The sequence below is a fragment of the Streptomyces sp. NWU339 genome (assembly GCF_003143855.1).
Lineage (GTDB): Bacteria > Actinomycetota > Actinomycetes > Streptomycetales > Streptomycetaceae > Streptomyces.
In genome coordinates this window covers 26604-49726 of the sequence record NZ_QFRK01000020.1, presented here as the reverse complement: position 1 = coordinate 49726, position 23123 = coordinate 26604, and the positions used below count along the sequence as shown (strand labels likewise).

The 23123-nt window shown below is 72.0% G+C and carries 22 protein-coding genes; 12 read left to right on the top strand and 10 right to left on the bottom strand.

Annotated features, from left to right (window positions below; all coding sequences use genetic code 11):
* Nucleotides 1-365: 365 nt before the first annotated feature.
* Nucleotides 366-1004, top strand: coding sequence for a TetR/AcrR family transcriptional regulator (locus DIZ27_RS22940; protein WP_109380324.1), 639 nt, complete (start codon nt 366-368; stop codon nt 1002-1004).
* Nucleotides 1005-1071: 67 nt separating this feature from the next.
* On the opposite strand, the gene DIZ27_RS22935 is transcribed toward DIZ27_RS22940, so the two are convergent.
* On the bottom strand, nt 1072-2040 hold the full coding sequence (locus DIZ27_RS22935; RefSeq protein ID WP_109380413.1) for a YafY family protein: 969 nt from the start codon (nt 2038-2040) through the stop codon (nt 1072-1074).
* Between the two features lie 226 nt (nt 2041-2266).
* On the opposite strand from DIZ27_RS22935, the gene DIZ27_RS22930 reads away from it, so the two are divergent.
* From DIZ27_RS22930 to DIZ27_RS22915, 4 genes are all read left to right on the top strand, one after another.
* Nucleotides 2267-3028, top strand: a complete 762-nt coding sequence (locus DIZ27_RS22930) for a DeoR/GlpR family DNA-binding transcription regulator (RefSeq protein WP_109380412.1) — start codon at nt 2267-2269, stop codon at nt 3026-3028.
* Nucleotides 3025-3972, top strand: a complete 948-nt coding sequence (gene pfkB / locus DIZ27_RS22925) for a 1-phosphofructokinase (RefSeq protein WP_109380323.1) — start codon at nt 3025-3027, stop codon at nt 3970-3972. The genes DIZ27_RS22930 and pfkB overlap by 4 nt, the downstream gene beginning before the upstream one ends.
* A 160-nt stretch (nt 3973-4132) precedes the next feature.
* A complete protein-coding gene (locus DIZ27_RS22920; protein WP_109380322.1) occupies nt 4133-6292 on the top strand; it encodes a fructose-specific PTS transporter subunit EIIC in 2160 nt (719 codons plus the stop codon).
* A 171-nt stretch (nt 6293-6463) separates the two neighbouring features.
* Nucleotides 6464-6811 (top strand): hypothetical protein, encoded by a 348-nt coding sequence (locus DIZ27_RS22915; protein ID WP_109380321.1) that lies wholly within the window; start codon nt 6464-6466, stop codon nt 6809-6811.
* A gap of 40 nt (nt 6812-6851) precedes the next feature.
* On the opposite strand, the gene DIZ27_RS22910 is transcribed toward DIZ27_RS22915, so the two are convergent.
* Together DIZ27_RS22910 and DIZ27_RS22905 are read right to left on the bottom strand one after the other, a co-directional pair.
* A complete protein-coding gene (locus DIZ27_RS22910; protein ID WP_109380320.1) occupies nt 6852-7607 on the bottom strand; it encodes a DUF6227 family protein in 756 nt (251 codons plus the stop codon).
* Nucleotides 7608-7884: 277 nt separating this feature from the next.
* Nucleotides 7885-8922, bottom strand: coding sequence for a P1 family peptidase (locus DIZ27_RS22905; protein ID WP_109380319.1), 1038 nt, complete (start codon nt 8920-8922; stop codon nt 7885-7887).
* 79 nt (nt 8923-9001) lie between these two features.
* Here DIZ27_RS22905 and DIZ27_RS22900 point away from each other — a divergent pair, with 79 nt between their 5' ends.
* Nucleotides 9002-9178: a hypothetical protein gene (locus DIZ27_RS22900; protein ID WP_109380318.1), complete on the top strand. Its 177-nt coding sequence runs from the start codon at nt 9002-9004 to the stop codon at nt 9176-9178.
* Nucleotides 9179-9226: 48 nt separating this feature from the next.
* Here DIZ27_RS22900 and mscL read toward each other — a convergent pair whose 3' ends face one another.
* The 6 genes from mscL to DIZ27_RS22870 all read right to left on the bottom strand — a co-directional run bounded on the left by mscL (nt 9227) and on the right by DIZ27_RS22870 (nt 15088).
* Complete coding sequence (gene mscL / locus DIZ27_RS22895) at nt 9227-9697, bottom strand: large conductance mechanosensitive channel protein MscL (protein ID WP_109380317.1); 471 nt, start codon at nt 9695-9697, stop codon at nt 9227-9229.
* Nucleotides 9698-9835: 138 nt separating this feature from the next.
* Entirely contained in the window at nt 9836-10372 is a 537-nt protein-coding gene (locus DIZ27_RS22890; RefSeq protein ID WP_109380316.1) for a hypothetical protein, read from the bottom strand.
* A gap of 273 nt (nt 10373-10645) precedes the next feature.
* On the bottom strand, nt 10646-11488 hold the full coding sequence (locus DIZ27_RS22885) for an S-methyl-5'-thioadenosine phosphorylase (RefSeq protein ID WP_109380411.1): 843 nt from the start codon (nt 11486-11488) through the stop codon (nt 10646-10648).
* Between the two features lie 109 nt (nt 11489-11597).
* Nucleotides 11598-11909: an FmdB family zinc ribbon protein gene (locus tag DIZ27_RS22880; protein ID WP_109380315.1), complete on the bottom strand. Its 312-nt coding sequence runs from the start codon at nt 11907-11909 to the stop codon at nt 11598-11600.
* A gap of 68 nt (nt 11910-11977) precedes the next feature.
* Nucleotides 11978-13264 (bottom strand): MFS transporter, encoded by a 1287-nt coding sequence (locus DIZ27_RS22875; protein WP_109380314.1) that lies wholly within the window; start codon nt 13262-13264, stop codon nt 11978-11980.
* A gap of 294 nt (nt 13265-13558) precedes the next feature.
* The gene (locus DIZ27_RS22870) at nt 13559-15088 is read right to left on the bottom strand and encodes a potassium/proton antiporter (protein ID WP_109380313.1); all 1530 of its coding nucleotides are present in this window, start codon (nt 15086-15088) and stop codon (nt 13559-13561) included.
* 244 nt (nt 15089-15332) lie between these two features.
* Between DIZ27_RS22870 and DIZ27_RS22865 the strand changes: the two genes are divergently transcribed.
* Complete coding sequence (locus DIZ27_RS22865) at nt 15333-18164, top strand: penicillin acylase family protein (protein WP_109380312.1); 2832 nt, start codon at nt 15333-15335, stop codon at nt 18162-18164.
* Nucleotides 18165-18282: 118 nt separating this feature from the next.
* Here DIZ27_RS22865 and DIZ27_RS22860 read toward each other — a convergent pair whose 3' ends face one another.
* A complete protein-coding gene (locus DIZ27_RS22860) occupies nt 18283-18897 on the bottom strand; it encodes a 5-formyltetrahydrofolate cyclo-ligase (RefSeq protein ID WP_109380311.1) in 615 nt (204 codons plus the stop codon).
* 92 nt (nt 18898-18989) lie between these two features.
* On the opposite strand from DIZ27_RS22860, the gene galU reads away from it, so the two are divergent.
* The 5 genes from galU to DIZ27_RS22835 all read left to right on the top strand — a co-directional run bounded on the left by galU (nt 18990) and on the right by DIZ27_RS22835 (nt 23062).
* Nucleotides 18990-19925 carry a UTP--glucose-1-phosphate uridylyltransferase GalU gene (gene galU / locus DIZ27_RS22855; RefSeq protein WP_109380310.1) on the top strand — a complete coding sequence of 312 codons (936 nt, stop codon included), beginning with the start codon at nt 18990-18992 and terminating at the stop codon, nt 19923-19925.
* Complete coding sequence (gene glp, locus DIZ27_RS22850) at nt 19922-21244, top strand: gephyrin-like molybdotransferase Glp (protein ID WP_109380309.1); 1323 nt, start codon at nt 19922-19924, stop codon at nt 21242-21244. Before galU ends, glp begins: the two co-directional genes overlap by 4 nt.
* Nucleotides 21245-21330: 86 nt before the next feature.
* Nucleotides 21331-21843, top strand: a complete 513-nt coding sequence (gene moaC, locus DIZ27_RS22845; protein WP_109380410.1) for a cyclic pyranopterin monophosphate synthase MoaC — start codon at nt 21331-21333, stop codon at nt 21841-21843.
* Nucleotides 21840-22346: a molybdenum cofactor biosynthesis protein B gene (locus DIZ27_RS22840; protein WP_109380308.1), complete on the top strand. Its 507-nt coding sequence runs from the start codon at nt 21840-21842 to the stop codon at nt 22344-22346. Before moaC ends, DIZ27_RS22840 begins: the two co-directional genes overlap by 4 nt.
* A 17-nt stretch (nt 22347-22363) precedes the next feature.
* Nucleotides 22364-23062 (top strand): GNAT family N-acetyltransferase, encoded by a 699-nt coding sequence (locus DIZ27_RS22835; RefSeq protein ID WP_109380307.1) that lies wholly within the window; start codon nt 22364-22366, stop codon nt 23060-23062.
* Nucleotides 23063-23123: the final 61 nt, after the last annotated feature.

The following is a 23123-nucleotide window of genomic DNA, read 5'->3' as shown; positions in this document are numbered from 1 at the left end:
TGAGCCCAGGGAACAAGAAGGCAAGGCCCGGGTGTTCGGGTCTCGGGGTCTCGTCCTCCTGGGCCTTCTGAGCCACGTCCCGTCGCACCACCCCCCGGCGCCGGGACTTCCCAAGCCGGGTTCGGCGCCCTCCCCCCGGGTGCCGGGCCCGGCTCTCCCCATCCCCGCCGGAGCCCCTGCCGGACGGGCGACCGGACGGACAGGAAAACGGGCCACCCCGAACCTGAACCCCGGGGTGGCCCGCCAGATGGCAGATTGTGCCACATGGGCATAGCCTGCTGGGCGTGAGCAGCACCCCCACGCCCTCGACGCCGTCGTCGGCTCCGCGGGCCTCACTGACCGAGCGGCGCAAGGCCGAGACCCGTATGGAGATCGCCCGCGCGGCGGCCGGCCTCTTCGTCCGTGAGGGACTGCGGGCCACCCGCGCCGAGGACATCGCCCGGGCGGCGGGCATCGCCCCGCGCACCTTCTACCGGTACTTCGCCGCCAAGGAAGAGGCCATCACCCCCCTCTACGAGGCCGGGGCCCGGCGCTGGGTGGAGGCGGTGCGGACGGCGCCGCCCGGAACATCCGTGCCGCAGGCCCTGGAGGACGCCGTGCGGTACACCCTGACGCCGGGTGTCGGGGTGTCGGAGGCCTCCTGGACGTGGATGCGCACCCTGATCCGGCTGGCACACACCGACCCGTCCTTGTGCCGGGTGTGGGCGGAGGTGTGCCAGGCGTCGGAGCGTGCGCTGGCGGAGGCGCTGGCGTCGCGGCTGCCGGTCGGCGGGTCGAGAGAGAACCGGGTGACGGGTGGTCAACTCCCCTTCGACAACGTTGCCGTGGATACGCGGCTGCGCTTCGCCGCCGCCGTAGCCAGTGCCGCCGTGCGCACGGCGACGGAGGGCTGGGCGGCAAGCGACGCCCCCGCCGAGGGCCCGCAGGGGCCGGCGGAGCTGGCCCTGGCCAACCTCGCGGTGCTAAGAAACTTCCCTTGGGGCGATCTGACGGCGATGTCCTGACGGCGATGTCCTGGCAGTGACGTCTTGACGGTGATGCCCTGGCGGTGGAAGTCTGCGTGTCCTTCCTTCACCGCCCTGCCGCCGCCCTCGTCATCCGCACCCCCAACTTCCGTACGCTCTCCACCAGTTCCACGGGTTCCCGCACCGTGAAGTCGTAGCCGAGCATGGCCAGGCGTACCGCCGTCCAGTCCTTGGGGCCGCCCGTCGTCGTGCGCAGCCGGCAGCTTTGCTCGTCCAGCGGCTCGGGCGTGCCCAGCCAGCCCGTCATCCGCGCCGCGACGGCCTCGGCCGGTGCGGCGAAGGTGACGTCGAGGTCGTACGACTCCTGCGCGCGGTGCACGGACTGCCGCAGGTACTCCGCCGCGCTCCCGGTCGGCAGCTCACGCGGCGTGAACCTCGCCCCGGTCGCGAACGGCTCGCTCACCCGGTCGACGCGGAACGTGCGCCAGCCGGCGCGGTCGAGGTCGTACGCCACGAGGTACCAGCGCCGCTCGGTCGACACCAGCCGGTACGGCTCCGTCACGCGCCGGGACTCGGTGCCGTCGGCCGCCCGGTAGGCGAACCGCAGCCGTTCCCGCCCGGCGACCGTGGCGGCCATGACGGTCAGCGTCTCGGGTGCGATGGTCGGGCCGTCCCCACTGATCAGCGGGGTGGTGGCGGCCTGGAGCGTGGTCACCCGGTGGCGCAGCCTGCCGGGCAGCACCTGCTCCAGCTTGGCCAGCGCCCGCACGGAGGCCTCCTCCACGCCTTCCAGGGCGTGCCCGGCGCCGGCGCGCAGTCCGACCGCGATGGCCACCGCCTCCTCGTCGTCGAGCACCAGCGGTGGCATCGCCTTGCCCGCGACCAGCCGGTAGCCGCCGCCCGAGCCCAGCGTCGCCCGCACCGGGTAGCCGATGTCGCGCAGCCGGTCGATGTCCCGCCGGATCGTGCGGCGGGACACCCCGAGACGGTCGGCGAGTTCGCCGCCGGGCCATTCGCGGGGCGTCTGGAGGAGGGAGAGGAGCTGGAGGAGCCGGGCGGGAGTGTCCGTCGTCATGGGTTCGAGGGTGCCGCGGAACCAGGACACGATCTGACCTGTTTCGGTCATCCGTCTGCCCGTCTATCCGTTTCCGTGCCGCCATCGGAGGACGTCAGCAGAGAACAGACACAAACAGAAGTCCGTTCGCGCCCGCTTGGATCCGTTTCTGTTTACTTTTCGGGTATCTCGCCGTAGCCTTCGAAGGGAAACCACGCGTTCGGGCATTGGTCGGAGGTGAGTGGGCATGTACGCACCGGAGCGTCAGCAGGAGATCCTGCGGCTCGCCCGTGACGGCGGCCGGGTGGATGTGGTCTCGCTGGCTGAGCATTTCCAGGTGACGGCGGAGACGATCCGCCGGGACCTGAAGTCCCTCGATCGCGCGGGCCTGGTCCGCAGGGTGCACGGCGGGGCCATCCCCGTCGGGCGCCTCGACCTCGAGCCGGACCTCGCCGAGCGTGAGACGACCGCCGCCGCCGAGAAGGAGCGCATCGCCAAGGCCGCCCTCGCGGAACTTCCGAACGAGGGCACGATGATCGTCGACGCCGGTTCGACGGTGGCGTTGTTCGCCGGCTCCCTGCCGGTGGAGCTCTCGCTCACCGTCGTCACCCACAGCCTGCCCGTCGCGGCCCGCCTCGCCGACCACCCCGGCATCCAACTGCACCTGATCGGCGGCCGTGTGCGGCACCGTACGCGTGCCGCCGTGGACGCCTGGGCGCTGCGCGCGTACGGCGAGATCCGCGCGGACGTGCTGTTCGTCGCGGCCAACGGTTACTCCGTCGAACACGGTCTGACCACCCCCGACCTCGCCGAGGCCGCGGTGAAGCGCGCGGCCATGGCGGCCGCCCGTCGCGTGGTGCTGCTCGCCGACTCCTCCAAGCACGGCCAGGAGCACTTCGCCCGCTTCGGCGGCATGGACGACGTGGACCTGCTGATCACCGACAGCGGGCTGAGCCCCGAAGACGCCCTCGCGATCGAGCGCGGCGGCACGGAAGTAGTGCGTGCATGATCCTCACCGTCACCCCCAACCCGTCCCTGGACCGTACGTACGAGGTCCCCGCGCTGGACCGCGGCGAGGTCATCCGGGCCACCGGCGAACGCGTGGACCCGGGCGGCAAGGGAGTCAACGTCTCCCGCGCCGTCGCCGCGGCCGGCCGGCGCACCGTGGCCGTCCTGCCCCTGGGCGGCGCCCCGGGCGCCCTGGTCGCCGAACTGCTGGACGCGCAGGGCATCGAGGTCGCTCCGGTTCCGGTGGCCGGTGCCACCCGCTCCAACATCGCGCTCGCCGAGGCGGACGGCGTCCTGACGAAGATCAACGCGCCCGGTCCGGAGCTGACGGCGGACGAACAGGAGTTGCTCCTGGAGACGGTCCACCTGCAGTCGCGGAGTGCCGACTGGATCGCCTGCTGCGGCAGCCTCCCGCGCGGCCTGGACCCCTCCTGGTACGCCGAGCTGGTCGCACGGGCGCACGCCTCCGGAGTGCGCATCGCCCTGGATACCTCCGGGCCCGCGCTGGCCGCGGCGCTGCGCGAGCGGCCCGACGTGGTGAAGCCGAACGCCGAGGAACTCGCCGAGGCCGTCGGACGCCCCCTGGCCACCGTCGGCGACGCGGTGAAGGCGGCCGGGGAGCTGCGCGAGATGGGCGCCCGCGCCGTGCTCGCCAGCCTGGGCGCCGACGGGCAGGTGCTCGTCGACGAGAACGGCACCTGGTTCGGCACCGCCCGGGTGGACGTCGTCCGCAGCAACGTGGGCGCGGGCGACTCCTCGCTCTCCGGCTTCCTCATCGCCGGCGGGCACGGGCCGGAGGCACTCGCCTCGGCGCTCGCCCACGGAGCGGCGGCCGTCCAGACACCCGGCAGCGTGATGCCCACGCCGGGCGACCTGGACCCAGCCGCGGTGACGGTCACGGCAACGGTTCCGGTCGACCGTGCACTGAAGGAGCCGGTGTCGTGAACGCCCGTACCTCCCGTGCCGCGCACTCCGCCTCCGCTGCCTCGAGCGCCGGCCCCGGCGCCGGACTCCGCAGCCCCACCGTCCCCCACCGCATCACCGTCCCCGTTGTCCCTTTCGCCCACCCCACGCCCCGGGCGATACGCGTGCGAAGGAGCCCGCGATGAGCGAGATGATCACCGCGGACCTGGTCGACCTCGACCTGTCCGCCGACACCAAGGAAGCGGCGGCGCGAGCCCTCGCCGAGCGGATGGTGACCCTCGGCCGGGTGACCGACCTGGAGGGTTTCCTCGCCGACGTGGCCGCCCGTGAGGCCCAGATGCCGACGGGCCTCGACGGCGGCATCGGCATCCCGCACTGCCGCAGCGAGCACGTCACCGAGCCGACGCTGGCCTTCGGGCGCAGCGCCGCCGGGATCGACTTCGGTGCCGCGGACGGGCCCGCCGACCTGATCTTCCTGATCGCCGCGCCGGCGGGTGCGGACGACGCTCACCTGACGATCCTTTCGTCGTTGGCCCGGAAGCTGATGAACGCCGAGTTCACCGACGCGCTCCGGTCGGTCGGCGACGCGGAGGGCGCGGCGGCGCTCGTCCGCGGGGACGAGCGGCCGGCGGCGGACGAGTCGGTATCCACGGCACCCACGGCGGATACGGCTGGGGCTGACAGCTCTGACAGCTCTGACAGCTCCGCCGGTGCCGTAGACGCCACGGACGTCACGGACGCCGCAGACTCCGTGGCGGCGCCGGTGGCGGCCTCCACCGGTGCCGCCACGGGCACCACCGACGCGGCGGGCACGTCCGGTGCGGGCGAGGACGCGCGTCCCTTCCGGATCGTCGCCGTCACCTCCTGCCCCACCGGTATCGCCCACACGTACATGGCGGCCGAGGCGCTGGAGAACGCCGGCCGGGAGGCGGGCATCGAGATCGCCGTCGAGCCCCAGGGCTCGGCGGGCTTCGAGCGGCTCGACCCGGCCGTGATCGCGGCGGCGGACGGTGTGATCTTCGCCCACGACGTGCCCGTCCGGGAGAAGGAGCGCTTCGCGGGCAAGCCGACCGTCGACACCGGCGTCAAGGCGGGCATCAACCGTCCCGCCGAGCTGATCGACGAGGTCCGTGGCAAGGCCGAGCGCGGTGAGGTCACCGCGGCCGCCGCATCCACCGGTACGCCCGTGGACCGCGCCGGTGAACCCGGCGAGGGCTACGGCACCAAGCTGCGCAAGTGGCTCATGTCCGGCGTCAGTTACATGGTCCCGTTCGTCGCGGCGGGTGGTCTCCTCATCGCCCTCGGCTTCGCGATCGGCGGCTATGAGATCAACGAGGCGCCGTCGGTGATGGAACACTTCGTGTGGACCCAGGCCGCCAGTTGGGGCGCCCTGCTCTTCCAGATCGGCGGCGTCGCCTTCGGCTTCCTCGTCCCGGTCCTGGCCGGTTACATCGCCTACGGCATGGCCGACCGGCCCGGACTCGTGCCCGGCTTCGTCGGCGGTGCGATCTCCCTCACCATCAACGCCGGCTTCCTCGGCGGCCTCGCGTCCGGTCTGATCGCCGGTGCGGTCGTGCTGGCGATCCAGCGGGTGCGCATCCCGGTGGCACTGCGCGGCATCATGCCGGTGGTGGTGATCCCGCTGATCTCCTCGGCGGTGGTCGGCTTCCTGATGTTCGTGGTGATCGGCAAGCCGATCGCCTCGGCGCAGAAGGGCATGACCGACTGGCTGAACGGCCTCACCGGAACCAACGCCATCCTGCTCGGCACCCTGCTCGGCCTGATGATGTGCTTCGACCTCGGCGGCCCCGTCAACAAGGTCGCGTACACCTTCGCCACGGCCGGTATCGCGGTCGCGAGCCCCAGCGACTCCGCGATGAAGATCATGGCTGCGGTGATGGCGGCCGGTATGGTTCCGCCGCTGGCGATGGCCCTGGCCACCACGGTGCGCGGCAAGTTCTTCAACCAGACCGAGCGGGAGAACGGCAAGGCCGCCTGGGTCCTGGGCGCCTCCTTCATCTCCGAGGGCGCGATCCCGTTCGCGGCGGCCGATCCGCTGCGCGTGATCCCCGCCTCGATGGTGGGCGGCGCGGTCACCGGTGCCCTGTCGATGGCCTTCGGCGCCACCCTGCGCGCGCCCCACGGCGGTATCTTCGTGGTCCCGCTGATCGGCAACCCGCTCCTCTACCTGGTCGCCATCGCGGCGGGTGTCTGCGTCACGACGGCTCTGGTGATCGTCCTGAAGGGCCTGCGCAAGTCGGCTCCGGGAACGGGTGGCGCGAGCGCGGCCAAGGGCTCGGCGGCCTCGGCGGCCGAGGCGAAGCAGCCGGTGGCCGCGTGACGCGGCGGACGGGAACGGGCGGCGGATTGCCCCTTTAGGTTCGTATAGGTGACCCCTGTGTGCATATAGGTCACTCCAGGTAATTCGCAGCCGTTCACGGCAACTGCGATATAGATCACGTTCACCACGGTCCGGGACCAAAGTCCCGGACCGTGGTGTGTACTGGGGCGCATGCCTGAGCACGACTCGATCTTGAGGATGGCGGGCACCGCCGTCCTCACCGTGATGGCCGTGGCCTGCACTGTGGGCCTGGCCGGTGTCCTGCGGCGCGGACGCGAACGCGGGCGGGGCGGGGACGTTCACCCCTGGCAGGGACCGGAGCCGGAGCCGAGGCTGAGCTCCGGGTCGGCGCCGGAGTACGCGGCCCCGGCGGGGCAGGCGCTTCGGGCGCTGCGCGCGATTCCGCGTCAGCGGCGGACGGGTCCGCGGGCGGAGGAGGTGCGGCTCACGCCGGCGGAGCGCGAGGCGTTCGCCGTGCTGGTGCGGCGCTTGGCGGAGGGCCCCGCGGGCGACCGTTGAACCGGGTCGGGGCGAAACCCGGGGCCGTCGGGGCCCGGGGTCAGGAAACCTGTGCGGCGCGGCGCTCCATCGCGTCCCGGGCGGCGTCCTCGGTGACGTACACCTCGCACATGTGCCGTCCGTCGGGCGTGGCCGTGTGTTCCACTTCCCAGAGGGACATCTCCACGCCGTCACGCAGCAGGAACGCGTGCTCGTACAGGGAGAAGCTCAGTCCTGAACGCCTCGGGCGCCTAAAGCGGGACGGGCGGCCGAAGGCTTGGGTGATCTGGTGGGCGAACGCCGTGGTCAGCAGCGCGGCCGTCCCGGGGCCCGGACGGTCCGTGTTCTCCGCCCGGCGCAGTAAGCGGCGCGCGTGGTCCGCCGAACCGTCGGGGACGTAGACCGGCCGGGGCGTGGGGATCCGGGACAGCTGCACCACCACCGGCAGCTCGAACTCCGGGGTCTCCGGCGGCAGCGGCAAGCGGGCGGTCGCGACCCGCAGTTCCTCCTCGTCCGCGTACACCTCGTGCTCGGACTCGCTGCCCGGGGTGGCGTTGTGGACGAGTTCCCAGAGCGTGAGCGCCGAGCCGTCGGCGAGCAGCCAGGTGTGCCGGTACGTCTCCCGGTGCAGGCCGGCGCTGTGATGCGCGGAGTGCAGCGAACTGTCGTGTGCCAGCGCGCAGTCGAGCCGGTGCACCGCCTCGTCGGGCAGTTCGAAGGAGTTCAGGGCACGGCCGAGCAGTCGCGCGAGGTGCTCCTCAGGAGACTCGGGCGAGTCGGCTGGTTCGTACGCTGCCGTCTCGTACGGAACGCTCAAGGTTTCTCCCGGCGTCGCTGCATGTCACCCAGTGGGTGCATACCGTAGCCCCTCGGGCGGACATCATGTCCGGGAACTGAGAAAAAGGTACGGCGGGGAAACGAACGAGGGGCGCGAGAAATTCCCACCTGCTCTGGCGGACCTCGCATACCCCCTGCTCAGTCGCCACCCCTGGTGCGAGTCGCCGGGCCGTCGGCCGTCGAGCCCGGACTCCGCTCAGCGGTCACCGCGCTCCGCCCACCGGTCGGCGCCGGTTCGCCCGTCGACCCCCGCGCATCTACGCGTCCGCCTCGCCGTACAACTCCCGGTACGACGGCCAGGCTCCGCCCGGTCCGTCCACCGACTCGGCCGCGCGCACGGCCCGTACGATCGCGCGCGTCACCAGGTCGGCGCCGGCCGCGAGGATCCCGTTCAGGGCGAGGGGGTTCGCGGCGTCGAGCGGGCGGGCGCCCGTGGCGAGGGCGAACACCGTGTCCCCGTCGTTGAGCAGATGCACCGGCCGCACCGCCCGTGCGATGCCGTCGTGCGCGGTACCGGCCAGCTTCTGCGCCTGGGCCTTGGACAGGTCCGCGTCGGTGGCGACCACCGCGAGTGTGGTGTTGAGCGGGGGAGGGCCGTTCCGCTCGGCGAGGTCGGCGAGCCGCCGGAGCGCCGCCTCGTGCACCTCCGGGTCCGGATGACGGACCCGGCCACCCTGGAACAACTCCCCGTACAGCACCCCTGTTTCCGGATCCATCGCCGCCCCCGCCGCGTTGGCCACCACCAGCGCGGCCACCGTGATCCCCGAATCCAGCACCCTGCTCGCCGTGCCGATCCCGCCCTTCACCGCTCCGACCACGGCCCCCGTGCCGGCGCCCACACATCCTTCCTGCACCCGCGCCCCGGGTGCGGTCGCCGCTGCCGCCTCCACCGCGGCACGCCCGGTGGCCGCGTCCGGACGGGCCCGGAAGTCGCCGCCCCGGCCCAGGTCGAAGACACAGGCGGCCGGCACCACCGGCACCACGTGCGTGGGGTCCGGTCCGACGCGGACCCCGCGTCCCCGCTCCTCCAGCCAGGCCATCACCCCGGAGGCCGCGTCGAGTCCGTAGGCACTGCCGCCGGTCAGGACGACCGCCTCGACCTTCTGCACGAGGTTGCGGGGATCGAGCGCGTCGGTCTCCTTCGTGCCGGGGCCGCCGCCGCGTACGTCCACGGCGGCCACGGCCCCGCCCTCGGGCGCGAGCACGACCGTGGTGCCGGTGAGCAGGCCGCCGCCGGAGCGGGTCGCGTGTCCCACGCGGACACCGGCCACATCTGTGAGCGCGTCAACTGTCATGGCGCCAGTCTCGTGCAGGGCGCTCCTCCCGCGCGGTCACCGACGGAGGAGGGGAACGGCGAGGCCGTACTCTGGGGGTATGAGCACCGCCCCCGAACCCCGGCCGCGCGAGCCGAAGCCCGCGCTGGTCTTCGACGATCCGCTGGACCAGCAGTCCTCGGACGACACGGACCGGGGATGGGGCGAGCGCCCGTCCGGGGACAGCGCCTCGGACCTGAAGCGCTTCCTCGACGAGAAGCCGCCGCACCACATCTGACCGGGCGCCGCCCGGCGGTCCGACGACCGGATGGCGTGCCGGTGCCGGTTATCGCCCGCCGTTGTTCGAGCCGCGCTGTGCGACCAGCTCGTCGCGGATCTCCTTGAGCACCTCCAGCTCGGAGGTCTCGACGACCTGCTGTGTGCTCTCCCTCGCCTTCCTGCGGGCCTCCACCCGGGCCAGGTAGCGAGCCATCGGCAGCACCATCAGGAAGTAGACGACAGCGGCCGTGATCACGAACTGGAGCGTCGAGCCGAGGACCGAGCCCCACAGGATCCTGATACCCGTCGCGGCGTCGCCGGTGCCCGTGCAGGGGTCCTGCAGGCACGAGCTGTAGCTGTCCAGGTTCTGGGTGCCGAAGGCGCCGACCAGCGGATTGATCACGCCCTTCACCACCGAGTTGACGATGTTGGTGAAGGCCGCGCCGATGACCACGGCCACCGCCAGGTCGACGACGTTCCCGCGCATCAGGAAGGCCTTGAAGCCCTGCCAGATGCTCGGTTCGTTCTTCTCGCTCACCTCGGAGCTCCATCTCGTATGCGTGACGCCGGGAATCGAACGCTCCGCAACCTACGACAGGGCACCGTCCATCTGCCCGGTGGGGCCCCTTGAGCGAGATGCTCGACATGAAGGCGGTGCCAACGGTCGACGAACCCCTCACCACAGCGTCACCGCCAGCCGTGCCGTGGCGCTCGCGCCCGCGAGCTCGGCAGCGGTGGCACGTGGAACCGACAGCACCACCAGGGCCCCGCCCGCGTCCGGGGCCTCCAGCGGCTCCGGCACCTCCGTGACCCGTGCTCCCCGCGCGACCACGCGGGCTCCACCGCCCGCCGCACCGCCCGTGCCCCGCTCCTCGGCGGCGATGACGTCGACCCGGTCGCCCGGCCGCAACAACCGCACCGTGGCGGCGTCGGCGATCCGCACCGGCGTCGTGACGCGGGCTCCCGCACGCCGAGCCCCTACGACGCGGTCTCCCGCGGACCCGTCCGCCGAGGCGGCCGACGCCGACGCGGCGCGCGTGCCCGAAGCGCCGTCCGGATGCCCGCGGGACCGGTCCGTCTCCCGTGGGCCCGCCGCCACCAGCGCCACCGCCGTGACGGCGAGGCCGACCGCCGCGGCCCGCCGCCGGTGCCGGACGAGCCGACCGGACCGCAGCAGACCGCCACGCACCCGCACCGGTGCGAAGTGCGGCACCGCGCACCGGGGCGGGACATGGGCGCGGGGCGGGTGCGGGACGCCGGCCGAGAGGGAGGAGGAAGGGGAGGAGGGGGAGGGAGGGGAGGAGGGGGAGGAAGAGGAGGTAGGGGAGTGGCGTGAGGACTCACGGGACGGAGGGAACGACACGGGACACCACCTGCGGCGAGGGAACGGCTTGCGCACCCCACGATGAGGCTTCCCGCCGTTCTCCGCCGGGCCCTGTGGACACACCGCGCCCTGTGGAAAACTCCCTCACCCGAACGTGCGGCCCTACGGCAGCGCGAACCCCGGATCCATCCCGCCCAGTGCCGAGGTGCACAGGCAGTCCCGCTCCTCCGTGGCGGGCAGCGCCGCCACCGCGTCGAAGAGCACGTCCCGCAGGCGGTCCACGTTCGCCGCGAACACCCGCAACACCTCGTCGTGCGAGACGCCCTCGCCGGTCTCGGCGCCCGCGTCGAGGTCGGTGACCAGGGTCAGGGACGTGTAGCAGAGCTCCAGCTCACGGGCGAGCACCGCCTCGGGATGGCCGGTCATGCCCACCACCGACCAGCCCTGTGCCCGGTGCCACAACGATTCGGCGCGGGTGGAGAAGCGCGGCCCCTCGACCACGACCAGCGTGCCGCCGTCCACCGGCTCCCAGTCCCGCCCGCGCGCCGACTTCAGGGCGGCCGCCCGGCCGACGGGGCAGTAGGGGTCGGCCAGCGACACGTGCACGACGTTCGGCACCGTGCCGTCGGGCAGCGGCAGCCCGTCGAAGTACGTGCCGACCCGGGACTTCGTACGGTCCACGAGCTGGTCCGGGACCAGCAGTGTCCCCGGCCCGTACTCGGGCCGCAGCCCGCCCACCGCGCACGGCCCGAGCACCTGGCGGGCGCCGACGGACCTGAGTGCCCACAGGTTGGCCCGGTAGTTGATCCGGTGCGGCGGCAGGTGGTGGCCGCGCCCGTGCCGGGGGAGGAAGGCGACCCGCCGACCGGCCAGCTCGCCGAGGAAGAGGGAGTCGCTGGGCGCCCCGTACGGGGTGTCCACCCGGACCTCGGTCACATCGTCGAGGAAGGAGTAGAAACCGGAGCCGCCGATCACGCCGATCTCGGCGTTCGCCTTGTGCGCCATGTTCGCCATGCTCCGCACCCTAACCGCCCCGGAAACGCCCCGGGACCGCCCGGGAAAACGCCGAGGACCCCGTCGTCGGACGACGACAGGGGTCCGCGGGAAGGCGGCCTTACGCGGCGGTGGTGCTGGTGGAGCCGGTCGACGAGCCCGAGGACGTCGAGGAAGCCGACGACGTCGAGGAGGACGACGAGCTCGTCGAGGAGTCGGACGACTTCGACGCCGCCGGGGTGCTGCTCGACGAGGAGCCGCGGCTGTCGTTGCGGTAGAAGCCGGAGCCCTTGAAGACAATGCCGACCGCCGAGAACACCTTCTTCAGGCGGCCCTGGCAGTTCGGGCACTCGGTCAGAGCGTCGTCGGTGAACTTCTGCACCGCCTCGAGGCCCTCGCCGCACTCGGTGCACTGGTACTGGTAGGTGGGCACTGTCTTCCTCCTGGCACTCTCACTCGATGAGTGCTAAACGACGATTCATAGTGCCGTATTCCCCGTGTTCAGTCCACTGCGACGGGCGAGCGGTGACCCACGCCACGTGCGACGGTGCGTCCGTGCGGGGCCGGCACCAGCCGTGACCGCAGCGCCAGCAGGGTCACCAGGGCGAGCACCGTGCCGCCCATCGGCACCAGGAAACCGGCGCCGGCCCACAGGCGGTCCTCGAACTGTCCGGAGACCGTGACCGCGGCCGCCTGACCGAGTGCCACCGCGCCGGTCAGCCAGGTGAAGGCCTCGGTGCGGGCCCCCGCCGGGACCAGGTCGTCGACCATGGTGAAGCCGGTGATCAGGGCGGGCGCGATGCACATGCCGACCAGGAGCCCGAGCCCCGCGAGGAGCAGCGACGACTGGGCGGTCCACAGGGCGGACGCGGTCACCGCGAGAGCCGCGTACCCGACGAGGAGGCGCCGCTGCGGGGCGACCTTCCAGGCGATGGCGCCGCAGGCGATGCCGGAGAGCATGTTGCCCGCGGCGAAGACGCCGTACAGGACGCCGTTCAGGCCGGGTTCGCCGATCGACTCGGTGTACGCGGCCAGCGACACCTGCATGCCGCCGAAGACGGACCCGATGCCCAGGAAGGTGACGATCAGGACGCGCACCCCGGGGACGCGCAGGGCGGAGGCGTGCTTCACGCGCGCATGCCCGCCGGTGGCGACCTCGGGCTGCGTGGCCTTCTGCGCGGCGAACAGCAGGCCGCCGACCAGGGTCAGCGCGGCCTCGGTCACCAGGCCCGCGGCCGGGTTCACGCCCGTGCACAGGGCGGTGGCCAGCAGCGGTCCGACGACGAAGGTCAGCTCGTCGGTGACGGACTCGAAGGCCGCCGCGGTGGTCATCAGCGGGGAGCCCTTGAGCTTCACGCCCCAGCGGGCGCGCACCATGGGCCCGACCTGGGGCACCGAGGCACCGGTGGGCACGGCCGCGGCGAACAGCGCCCACAGCGGGGCGTCGGTCAGCGCCAGCGTGGTCAGGGCCAGCGCGGACAGGGTGTGCAGCAGAACGCCGGGGACGAGTACGGCGCGCTGCCCGTAGCGGTCGGCGAGCCGACCGCTGAAGGGCGCGAACAGGGCCATGGACACACCGGTGACCGCCGCGACGCCGCCGGCCGCGCCGTACGAACCGGTGGTGTGCTGCACCAGCAGCACGATGGAGATGGTGAGCATCGCGAACGGCTGGCGTGCCGCGAAACCGGGGAGCAGGAACGTCCAGGCGCCGCGGGTGCGCAGCAGTCGGCCGTATCCCGGACGGGAGGCGGCCGCAGGGTCCTTCGACGTGGTGACCGTGGATGCCACGGCCCGTGCCTTTCTGCCGCCTGGTGGCGCGCGGCCCTTCACGGTCGGGCTTCGGGCACGCCGAGAGCTGTCCTCTTGCGCTGACTGCGGTAGATGCCGGGTGCCACAGCTCGGGGCGTGCCGGCCGCCATACGGTCGCGCCAGCTCTGCGTCAGGCAGAGTTGGTTCGATCTGGGTACTCCGTGCATGGTACAGGCGTCGTCTTGGCGCGGGCGGGTGTCCACAGGCGGCAAGGGCTTGTGATCCTGTGAAACCGAGCATTGCGGGACCGTGCCCCTGTGGATGACGGGCGTGTCAGCGCTCCGGACCCTCGCCGTCGGCCCCCAGCCAGCCGGCCAGTTTGCCGCCCTGGCCCACCGCGCGCAGGCGGCGTTCGGCGGCGTCCCGGACCGGGTCGGTGGTGACGACGAGGAGCTCGTCCCCGTGCCGCAGCATCGTCGTCGGCAGCGGGACGAACGAGGTGCCCCCGCGCACGACGAGTGTGACGGCCGCCCCCTTCGGCAGCCGGAGTTCGGCGACCTCCACGCCGTGCATCTTCGACTCCTCCGGGATGTCGACCGACAGCAGATGCCCGCGCAGCCGCTCCAGGGGCGCCGACTCGATGCCCAGGTCGGCGGCCTCCGCACCCGTGCCGAGACGCAGCTTGCCGGCCAGCCACGGCAGGGTCGGGCCCTGGACGAGGGTGTAGACGACGACCAGGACGAAGACGATGTTGAAGAGCCTCCGGCTGCCCTCGACGCCCTCCACCATCGGAATCGTCGCCAGGATGATGGGTACGGCGCCGCGCAGCCCCGCCCACGACATCAGCGTCTGCTCCTGCCAGGGCACCCGGAACGGCAGCAGGCACAGCACGACGCTCAGCGGACGGGCCACCACGGTCAGGGCCAGCCCGATGAGCAGCGCGGGCACCACGTCGTCGCCCAGTTCGTGCGGGGAGACCAGCAGCCCGAGCAGGACGAACATGCCGATCTGGGCGATCCAGCCGAGCCCCTCGGCGAATCCGCGGGTGGCGGGCCAGTGCGGCAGTCTGGCGTTGCCCAGCACCATCGAGGCGAGGTAGACGGCGAGGAAGCCGCTGCCGTGGGCCATGGCGCCCGCCGCGTAGGCGGTGACGGCGATGGCCATGACGGCGATCGGGTAGAGGCCGGAGGCGGGCAGCGCCACATGTCTGAGCCCCCAGGCGCCCAGCCAGCCCACCGCGAGTCCGATGACGGCGCCGATGGCCAGCTCCAGGGTGATCTCGCCGAGCAGGACGTACCAGTGCTCGATCGGGCCGGCCGTGGAGAAGGCGAGCACCAGGATGACCACCGGGGCGTCGTTGAAACCGGACTCGGCCTCCAGCGTGCCCGCCACGCGCGGGGGGAGCGGAATGCGCCGCAGCACGGAGAAGACGGCCGCCGCGTCGGTCGAGGACACCACCGCGCCGATGATGAGCGCCTGCCGCCACTCCAGCCCGACCAGGAAGTGCGCGGCCGTCGCGGTGACCCCGACGCTCACCGCGACGCCGACGGTCGCGAGTGCGGCGGAGACGGGCAGGACGGGTCTGATCTCGGTCCACTTGGTGCCCAGACCGCCCTCGGCCAGGATCACCACCAGGGCCGCGTACCCGAAGACCTGCGTCAGCTCGGCACTGTTGAACTGGACGCCGCCGATGCCGTCCTGGCCCATGGCGATGCCGATGCCGAGATAGACGAGCAGGCTGGGGAGCCCGCTGCGCGAGGAGATCCGGACCGCTGCGACGGCGACGAGCAGGACCAGCGAGCAGAGGAGCAGGAGCTGGTTGAGGTGGTGGACAGTCAGCGGCCGTTCCCTTCCCTGGCTCACGCGCGGCGCGCCCGACCTCGGCTGCGGGGCGCGGGGAGCCGACGCGTTCGCGGCGAACCGCTTCGTTACCTTACCTAACTCTTGACGCGTTCTTGACGCGTTCGCCTGGCATCATCGAACGTCCGTCCGGGCTGGTTCCCGACTCCGCGTCAAGCGGCGCGGGGCCCTGCGCCTATCGTTGCCCCAGCGCTCAGTTAAAAGCACAGCCCGCCCTGCCGCTCGCGTAAGGACAGCAAGGACAGCGATGCCCACCGACACCACCGCCTCCACGGGTCAGCAACCCGGCAAGTCCGGCAGGAAAAAGGGGCGAAAGGCCCGTCTGCTCGTATTCGTCCTGGTGCTGGCCCTGATCGGCGGTGTCGCCTACGGGGCGTACTGGTCGATCGGCACCGTGCGCGCCTCCTTCCCGCAGACCAAGGGATCGATCACGCTCAAGGGCCTGTCGGGCCCCGTCGACGTCAAACGTGACGGCCACGGCATCCCGCAGATCTACGCCTCCTCCGACGAGGACCTGTTCATGGCGCAGGGCTACGTCCAGGCGCAGGACCGGTTCTACGAGATGGACGTGCGCCGGCACATGACCTCCGGGCGCCTGTCGGAGATGTTCGGCAAGAGCCAGATCAAGAACGACGAGTTCCTGCGCACCCTGGGCTGGGACCGGGTCGCGAAGCAGGAGTACGAGAAGAAGCTCTCCCCCGCCACGAAGAAGTACCTCGACGCCTACGCCAAGGGGGTCAACGCCTACCTGGAGGGCAAGGAGGGCGCGGACATCTCCCTGGAGTACGCGGCGCTGGGCTTCACCAACGACTACACGCCCGGGCCGTGGACCCCGGTGGACTCCGTGGCCTGGCTGAAGGCGATGGCCTGGGACCTGCGCGGCAACATGCAGGACGAGATCGACCGCGCCCTGATGACCAGCCGCCTGGGCCCCGAGCAGATCGCCGACCTGTACCCGGCGTATCCGTACGGCCGGAACAAGCCGGTGGTCCAGGAGGGCCAGTACAACGAGCTGACCCGGGCCTACGAGTCGGGCGGCGGCGAGAGCGGCACGGGTGACGGGACCGGAACCGGAATCGGCGACGGCACGGGCACCGACCCGGGCACGGGGACGGGTACGGACGTCGGCACGGGCACCGGCGGTGTGGAGGGCGCGTCCGGGACCGCCGGTACCGCGGACGGTCTGGAGGGCCAGCTCTCGGGCCTCCAGGAGGTCCTGCAGAACCTGCCCACGGCCGTCGGCGTCAACGGCGACGGCATCGGCTCCAACTCCTGGGTGGTCTCCGGCGAGCACACCATCACCGGTGAGCCGCTGCTGGCCAACGACCCGCACCTGTCGGCCGCGCTGCCGTCCGTCTGGTACCAGATGGGCCTGCACTGCCGCAGCGTCTCCGCCACGTGCCAGTACGACGTCACCGGCTTCACCTTCGCGGGCATGCCCGGCGTGGTCATCGGACACAACGCGGACGTCGCCTGGGGCCTGACCAACTCCGGTGTCGACGTCACCGACCTCTACCTGGAGAAGATCACCGGCGAGGGCTACCAGTACGACGGCAAGGTGGTGCCCTTCGAGGCGCGCGAGGAGACCATCAAGGTCGCCGGCGGCGCGCCGCGGAAGATCGTCGTCAGGGAGACCAAGAACGGCCCGCTGCTCTCCGACCGCTCCCCCGACCTGGTGCGGACCGGGAAGAAGGCCGCCGTCGACTCCGCCGCGCCCGACCGGGGCGACGGCTACGGCGTCTCGCTGCGCTGGACCGCGCTGGAGGCGGGCCGCACCATGGACGCCGTCTTCGCGATGAACCGCGCGAAGGACTGGGACGACTTCCGCAAGGCGGCCACCCTCTTCGAGGTGCCCTCGCAGAACCTCGTCTACGCGGACACCGAGGGCCACATCGGCTACACCCTGCCGGGGAGGATCCCCACCCGTGCGAAGAACCACAACGGTTCCGTCCCGGCGCCCGGCTGGGACTCGAAGTACCGCTGGACCGGCTGGGTCGACCAGGACGCGCTGCCCTACGAGTTCGACCCCGACCGCGGCTACATCGTCACCGCCAACCAGGCCGTGGTCGACCCCGAGGCGTACCCGTACAACCTGACCACCGACTGGGGCTACGGCGCCCGCAGCCAGCGGATCAACGACCTGATCCAGTCGAAGATCAAGGACGGCGGCAAGCTCTCCACCGACGACATGCGGCAGATGCAGCTCGACAACAGCAGCGGTATAGCCAAGCTGCTGGTGCCCGAACTGCTCAAGATCGACATTGAGGACCCGGAGGTCCGCAAGGCGCAGAAGCTGCTGGAGGGCTGGGACTACACCCAGGACGCCGACTCCGCGGCCGCCGCCTACTTCAACTCCGTCTGGCGCAACGTCCTCAAGCTCGCCTTCAGTCACAAGCTGCCCAAGGAGCTGCGGGTCAAGGGCCAGTGCCTGTGGGTCGACCCGGTCAATCCCACCGGGCCCGCCGACGAGAGCGCCAAGGTGCGCGAGTGCGGCATGCGCGAGGCCGACCAGGCCCAGCCTGACGGCGGTGACCGCTGGTTCGAGGTGGTCCGCACGCTGATGGAGAAGGAGGACAGCGACTGGTGGACGACTCCGGAGGCGGGCTCCCGCGACGGCGCGGAGAACCGCGACGAGTTGTTCAAGCGCGCCATGGTCGACGCCCGCTGGGAGCTCACCGCCAAGCTCGGCAAGGACATCGACACCTGGAGCTGGGGCCGGCTGCACCGCCTGTTCCTGAAGAACCAGACCCTGGGCACCTCCGGCCCCGACTTCCTGCAGTACGTCCTCAACCGCGGCCCCTGGAAGCTCGGCGGCGGTGAGGCCACGGTCAACGCGACCGGCTGGAACGCCGCGGGCGGCTACGGGGTGGTGTGGGTGCCGTCGATGCGGATGGTGGTCAACCTCGGTGACCTCGACAAGTCGCGGTGGATCAACCTCACCGGCGCCTCCGGCCACGCCTACGACTCCCACTACGTCGACCAGACGGGCAAGTGGGCCGAGGGCGAACTGCTCGAGTGGGCGTACTCGGACAAGGCGGTCGAGGGCAGCACCAGCAACACGCTGCTGCTCAAGCCCTGACAGGCCCGGTCCCCGACGCATGAGGCATGAGGAAGGCGGCCGCCACGCGCGCGTGACGGCCGCCTTCCTCATGCCGGGACCGCCGGGACCGCCGAGGCCACCGGAACGGTGTCGTCGCTCAACCGAACCGCCGCACCCCCGACGGGGTCACCACCGCGTGCACCGGCCGGTCGTGGGGCTCCTCGGGGACCCGCTCGACCACCTCGGTGTCGTACAGCAGCACCACCAGGGCCGGGTGCGCGCCCGCGCGCTCCAGCCGGGCCAGCACCCGGTCGTACGAGCCGCCGCCGCGCCCCAGCCGCATCCCGCGGGCGTCCACGGCCAGGCCCGGCAGCAGCACGGCGTCCGCTCCGGTCACGGCGTCCGGCCCGAGGCGCTCCCCGGCCGGCTCGAGCAGGGCCATCCGCCCGCCGTGGCGCACACGCGCGAGCGAGCCCTCGCCGGTGTACGCGCCCCAGTCCAGATCGTTGTCGGGGAGCAGGGCCGGCAGCAGCACGCGTACGCCCCGCGCGCGCAGCGCGTCGAGCAGCACGATCGTGCCGGGTTCACTTCCGACGGAGACGTACGCCGCCACCGTGCGCGCGTGTGTCAGTTCGGGCAGCCCGAGCGCGCGGTCGGCCAACGCGGTCGCGGACTCCCGCACGTCATCCGCCGTCAACCTGTTCCTCGCCAGGAGGATTTCCCGTCGCAATACCCGCTTGTCAGGATCGTTCGCGCGGTCGTCGTGTCTCAATTCTGTCCCTGCGCCGTCTCATTGTGCTCATATGAGTATCAGATATCCGGAGTCGCAGATTCCTCGCAAAGGCACCGGATATGGTTGCGGGCATGATTCAGTCGCACCCTCGGATCAGCAAGGCTGTCATCCCCGCAGCAGGCCTCGGCACCCGGTTCCTTCCGGCCACCAAGGCCACTCCCAAGGAGATGCTGCCGGTCGTGGACAAGCCGGCGATCCAGTACGTGGTCGAAGAGGCCGCAGCCGCCGGTCTCGACGACGTCCTCATGGTGACGGGCCGCAACAAACGCCCCCTGGAGGATCATTTCGACCGCAATTACGAACTGGAGTCGGCCCTCGACCGAAAGGGTGATGCCGCGCGCCTCGCCAAGGTCCAGGAATCCAGCGACCTCGCGACCATGCACTACGTCCGCCAGGGCGACCCCAAAGGGCTCGGCCACGCCGTCCTGTGCGCCGCCCCGCACGTCGGCGACGAAGCCTTCGCCGTCCTTCTCGGCGACGACCTGATCGACCCGCGCGACTGCCTGCTCCAGCGCATGATCGAGGTCCAGGAGCAGCACGGCGGCAGCGTCATCGCGCTCATGGAGGTCGCCCCGGAGCAGATCCACCTCTACGGCTCCGCCGCCGTCGAGAGCACCGCCGACTCCGACGTGGTCCGGGTCAGCGGCCTGGTCGAGAAGCCCGAACCGGCCGAAGCGCCCTCCAACTACGCCATCATCGGCCGCTACGTCCTCGACCCGGCCGTCTTCGACGTACTGCGCAAGACCGAGCCGGGCCGCGGCGGCGAGATCCAGCTCACCGACGCCCTCCAGCAGCTGGCCGCGACGCATACATCAGCGGCTGGCGCCGCGGGGAAGCTCGGCGGCCCGGTGCACGGCGTGGTCTTCAAGGGCCGCCGCTATGACACCGGCGACCGAGGCGACTACCTGCGTGCCATTGTCCGACTCGCGTGCGAACGTGAAGACCTGGGCCCGGACTTCCGGGCCTGGCTCCGCCGTTACGTCACCGAGGAGATGCAGGAACGTTGAGCACCGCCGCGCCCCGCACCGCAGGCCCGGACCACCTCTGGTCGGTGGACGAGCACCTGGACGACATCCTCGCCACCGTCCGCCCCCTGGAACCCATCGAGCTGAACCTCCTCGACGCCCAGGGCTGCGTCCTGGTCGAGGACGTCACGGTGCCGGTGTCGCTGCCGCCGTTCGACAACAGCTCCATGGACGGGTACGCGGTACGGGTCACGGACGTCGCGGGCGCGAGCGAGCAGTACCCGGCCGCCCTGGAGGTCGTCGGTGACGTCGCGGCCGGCCAGTCCGACCCGCTCCGGGTCGGACCCGGCCAGGCGGCGCGCATCATGACCGGAGCACCGCTCCCGCCCGGCGCCGAGGCCGTCGTCCCCGTCGAGTGGACCGACGGCGGGCTCGGCGAGGGCCCGGTCACCGAGATGCGGGCCCGCAGCCAGGCCCCCGAGGGCGCCACCGGGCAGGTGCTCGTCCACCGCCCGGTCCGGGCACGCGCGCATGTGCGCGCCGAGGGCAGCGACGTACGGGCCGGCGACCGCGCCCTGACGGCCGGGACCGTCCTCGGCCCGCCGCAGATCTCCCTGCTGGCCGCGATCGGCCGCGGCACGGTCCGCGTGCACCCGCGCCCGCGCGTGGTGGTGATGTCCACCGGCAGCGAACTCGTCCAGCCCGACGAGGAACTGAGCGCCGGTCAGATCTACGACTCCAACAGCTTCTCCCTCACCGCCTGCGCCCGGGACGCCGGCGCCATCGCCTACCGCGTGGGCGCCGTCGCGGACGACGCCGACACCCTCCGCGACACCATCGAGGACCAGCTGGTGCGCGCCGACCTGATGGTCACCACCGGCGGGGTGAGCGTCGGGGCGTACGACGTGGTCAGGGAGGCTTTGTCCTCCGTGGGCGACGAGGACGAGCCGGGCAGCGGCATCGACTTCCGCAAGCTCGCCATGCAGCCCGGCAAGCCCCAGGGCTTCGGCTCCATCGGCCCCGAGCACACCCCGCTGCTGGCCCTCCCCGGCAACCCGGTCTCCTCGTACGTCTCCTTCGAGCTGTTCGTGCGTCCCGCCATCCGCACCCTGATGGGCCTCACGGACGTCCACCGGCCGAGAACCCGAGCGACCCTGACCGCGGACGGGCCGCTGACCTCGCCGAAGGGCCGCCGCCAGTTCCTGCGCGGCCGGTACGCCGACGGCGAGGTGACCCCGGTCGGCGGCGCCGGATCCCACCTGGTGGCCGCCCTCGCACAGGCGAACGCGCTGATCGTCGTCCCCGAGGACGTCGAGTCCGTCGCACCCGGTACCGAGCTCGAGGTGGTCCTGCTCGGCTGAGCCCGACCGGTTGGCGGTACCGTGTCGCGCACAGCAGGCCCGTGCGCCGCACCGCGGCGGGCCCGGACCGGGAGCACCACACGATCATGACCGTGCCTTCCCGGGGGGAGACCCCCGGACACCCTGACCAGCGCCGTCTGACGCACATCGACGAGGCGGGCGCCGCCCGGATGGTCGACGTGTCCGGCAAGGACGTCACCGCGCGCACCGCCCGCGCCACCGGCCGCGTCCTGGTCTCGCCCCGCGTGATCGAACTGCTGCGCGGCGAGGGCGTCCCCAAGGGCGACGCCCTGGCCACCGCGCGGATCGCGGGCATCATGGGCGCCAAACGCACCCCCGACCTGATTCCGCTGTGTCACCCCTTGGCGGTGTCCGGTGTGAAACTGGACCTGTCGGTCGTGGACGACGCCGTGGAGATCACGGCCACGGTGAAGACGACGGACCGCACGGGCGTGGAGATGGAGGCGCTCACCGCGGTCTCCGTCGCCGCGCTCACCGTGATCGACATGGTCAAGGCGGTCGACAAGAAGGCGGTCATCACGGACGTGCGGGTGGAGGAGAAGACGGGCGGCAAGTCGGGCGACTGGAGCAGGGCATGAGCTACCGCGCACTGGTGGTCACCGCGTCCAACCGGGCCGCCGCCGGCGTCTACCAGGACACGGGCGGACCCCTGATAGCCGAGGGCCTGCGGCGCTTCGGCTTCGCCGTCGACGGCCCGCAGGTGGTCCCGGACGGCGACCCCGTGGAGGCCGCGCTGCGCGCGGGCGCCGAGGCCGGGTACGACGTCATCGTGACCACCGGCGGCACCGGCGTCTCGCCCACCGACCGCACCCCCGAGGCGACCCGCGCGGTGATCGGCCACGAGGTGCCCGGCATCGCGGAGGCCATCCGGGCGTACGGCCGGGACAAGGTGCCCACGGCGGCCCTCTCCCGGGGCCTCGCGGGCGTCGCGGGCCGGACGCTGATCGTCAACCTGCCCGGGTCCAGCGGCGGGGTGAAGGACGGGCTGGCCGTCCTGGAGCCGCTGCTGAAGCACGCGGTCGACCAACTGCGCGGCGGTGACCACTCCAGAACCGGTACCAGTGGCGGGGGTGCGAGCTGAACGGTTCATCCTGGCCCGTGGAGCTGGTGGCCGGCGATGTCGTCCTCCGGCCGATAAAGCTGCGCGACCAGCGGGCCTGGCGCGAGGTCAACCGGCGCAACCGCGACTGGCTGCGCCCCTGGGAGGCGACGATCCCGCCGCCCACCCCGTCCGGTCCGATCGTGCACCGGCCGACCTACCGTCAGATGGTCCGTCACCTGAGGGCGGAGGCGCACGCGGGGCGGATGCTGCCCTTCGTCATCGAGTACCAGGGGCGTCTGGTCGGCCAGTTGACGGTAGCCGGGATCACCTGGGGCTCGATGTGCTCGGGGCACGTCGGCTACTGGGTCGACGAGGCGGTGGCCGGCCGCGGGGTGATGCCGACGGCCGTGGCGATGGCCGTGGACCACTGTTTCCGTACCGTCGGACTGCACCGGATCGAGGTGTGCATTCGCCCCGAGAACGGGCCCAGCCGCCGGGTGGTGGAGAAACTCGGATTCCGCGAGGAGGGACTGCGCCCGCGGTATCTGCACATCGACGGCGCCTGGCGCGACCATCTCGTCTTCGCGCTCACGGCGGAGGAACTGCCCGAGGGTTTGCTCAGGCGCTGGCAGCGGGCACGTTCCCGGAACGAGCAGCCGGGCGGGGACGGGCGGCCCGGTGAGGAAAGGGCAGGTGACGGGCGTGCCGGTGACGAACAGCGTCATCCCGGAATCCCGCACCACCCGGGTAATTGAATAAATGTTCGAATTTGATCGCGTGGTGACCATCTGGAAGTGGGAAAATTCCCGGCTTACA

Excerpts from the sequence above, each read along its gene's own strand:
- pfkB (WP_109380323.1), top strand. The coding sequence starts at position 3,025 with ATGATCCTCACCGTCACCCCCAACCCGTCCCTGGACCGTACGTACGAG.
- DIZ27_RS22920 (WP_109380322.1), top strand. The coding sequence starts at position 4,133 with ATGAGCGAGATGATCACCGCGGACCTGGTCGACCTCGACCTGTCCGCC.
- DIZ27_RS22885 (WP_109380411.1), bottom strand. The coding sequence starts at position 11,488 with ATGGCGCACAAGGCGAACGCCGAGATCGGCGTGATCGGCGGCTCCGGT.
- DIZ27_RS22940 (WP_109380324.1), top strand. The coding sequence starts at position 366 with ATGGAGATCGCCCGCGCGGCGGCCGGCCTCTTCGTCCGTGAGGGACTG.
- DIZ27_RS22915 (WP_109380321.1), top strand. The coding sequence starts at position 6,464 with ATGCCTGAGCACGACTCGATCTTGAGGATGGCGGGCACCGCCGTCCTC.
- DIZ27_RS22935 (WP_109380413.1), bottom strand. The coding sequence starts at position 2,040 with ATGACGACGGACACTCCCGCCCGGCTCCTCCAGCTCCTCTCCCTCCTC.
- moaC (WP_109380410.1), top strand. The coding sequence starts at position 21,331 with ATGACCGTGCCTTCCCGGGGGGAGACCCCCGGACACCCTGACCAGCGC.
- DIZ27_RS22900 (WP_109380318.1), top strand. The coding sequence starts at position 9,002 with ATGAGCACCGCCCCCGAACCCCGGCCGCGCGAGCCGAAGCCCGCGCTG.
- galU (WP_109380310.1), top strand. The coding sequence starts at position 18,990 with ATGATTCAGTCGCACCCTCGGATCAGCAAGGCTGTCATCCCCGCAGCA.
- DIZ27_RS22905 (WP_109380319.1), bottom strand. The coding sequence starts at position 8,922 with ATGACAGTTGACGCGCTCACAGATGTGGCCGGTGTCCGCGTGGGACAC.
- DIZ27_RS22865 (WP_109380312.1), top strand. The coding sequence starts at position 15,333 with ATGCCCACCGACACCACCGCCTCCACGGGTCAGCAACCCGGCAAGTCC.
- DIZ27_RS22930 (WP_109380412.1), top strand. The coding sequence starts at position 2,267 with ATGTACGCACCGGAGCGTCAGCAGGAGATCCTGCGGCTCGCCCGTGAC.
- DIZ27_RS22840 (WP_109380308.1), top strand. The coding sequence starts at position 21,840 with ATGAGCTACCGCGCACTGGTGGTCACCGCGTCCAACCGGGCCGCCGCC.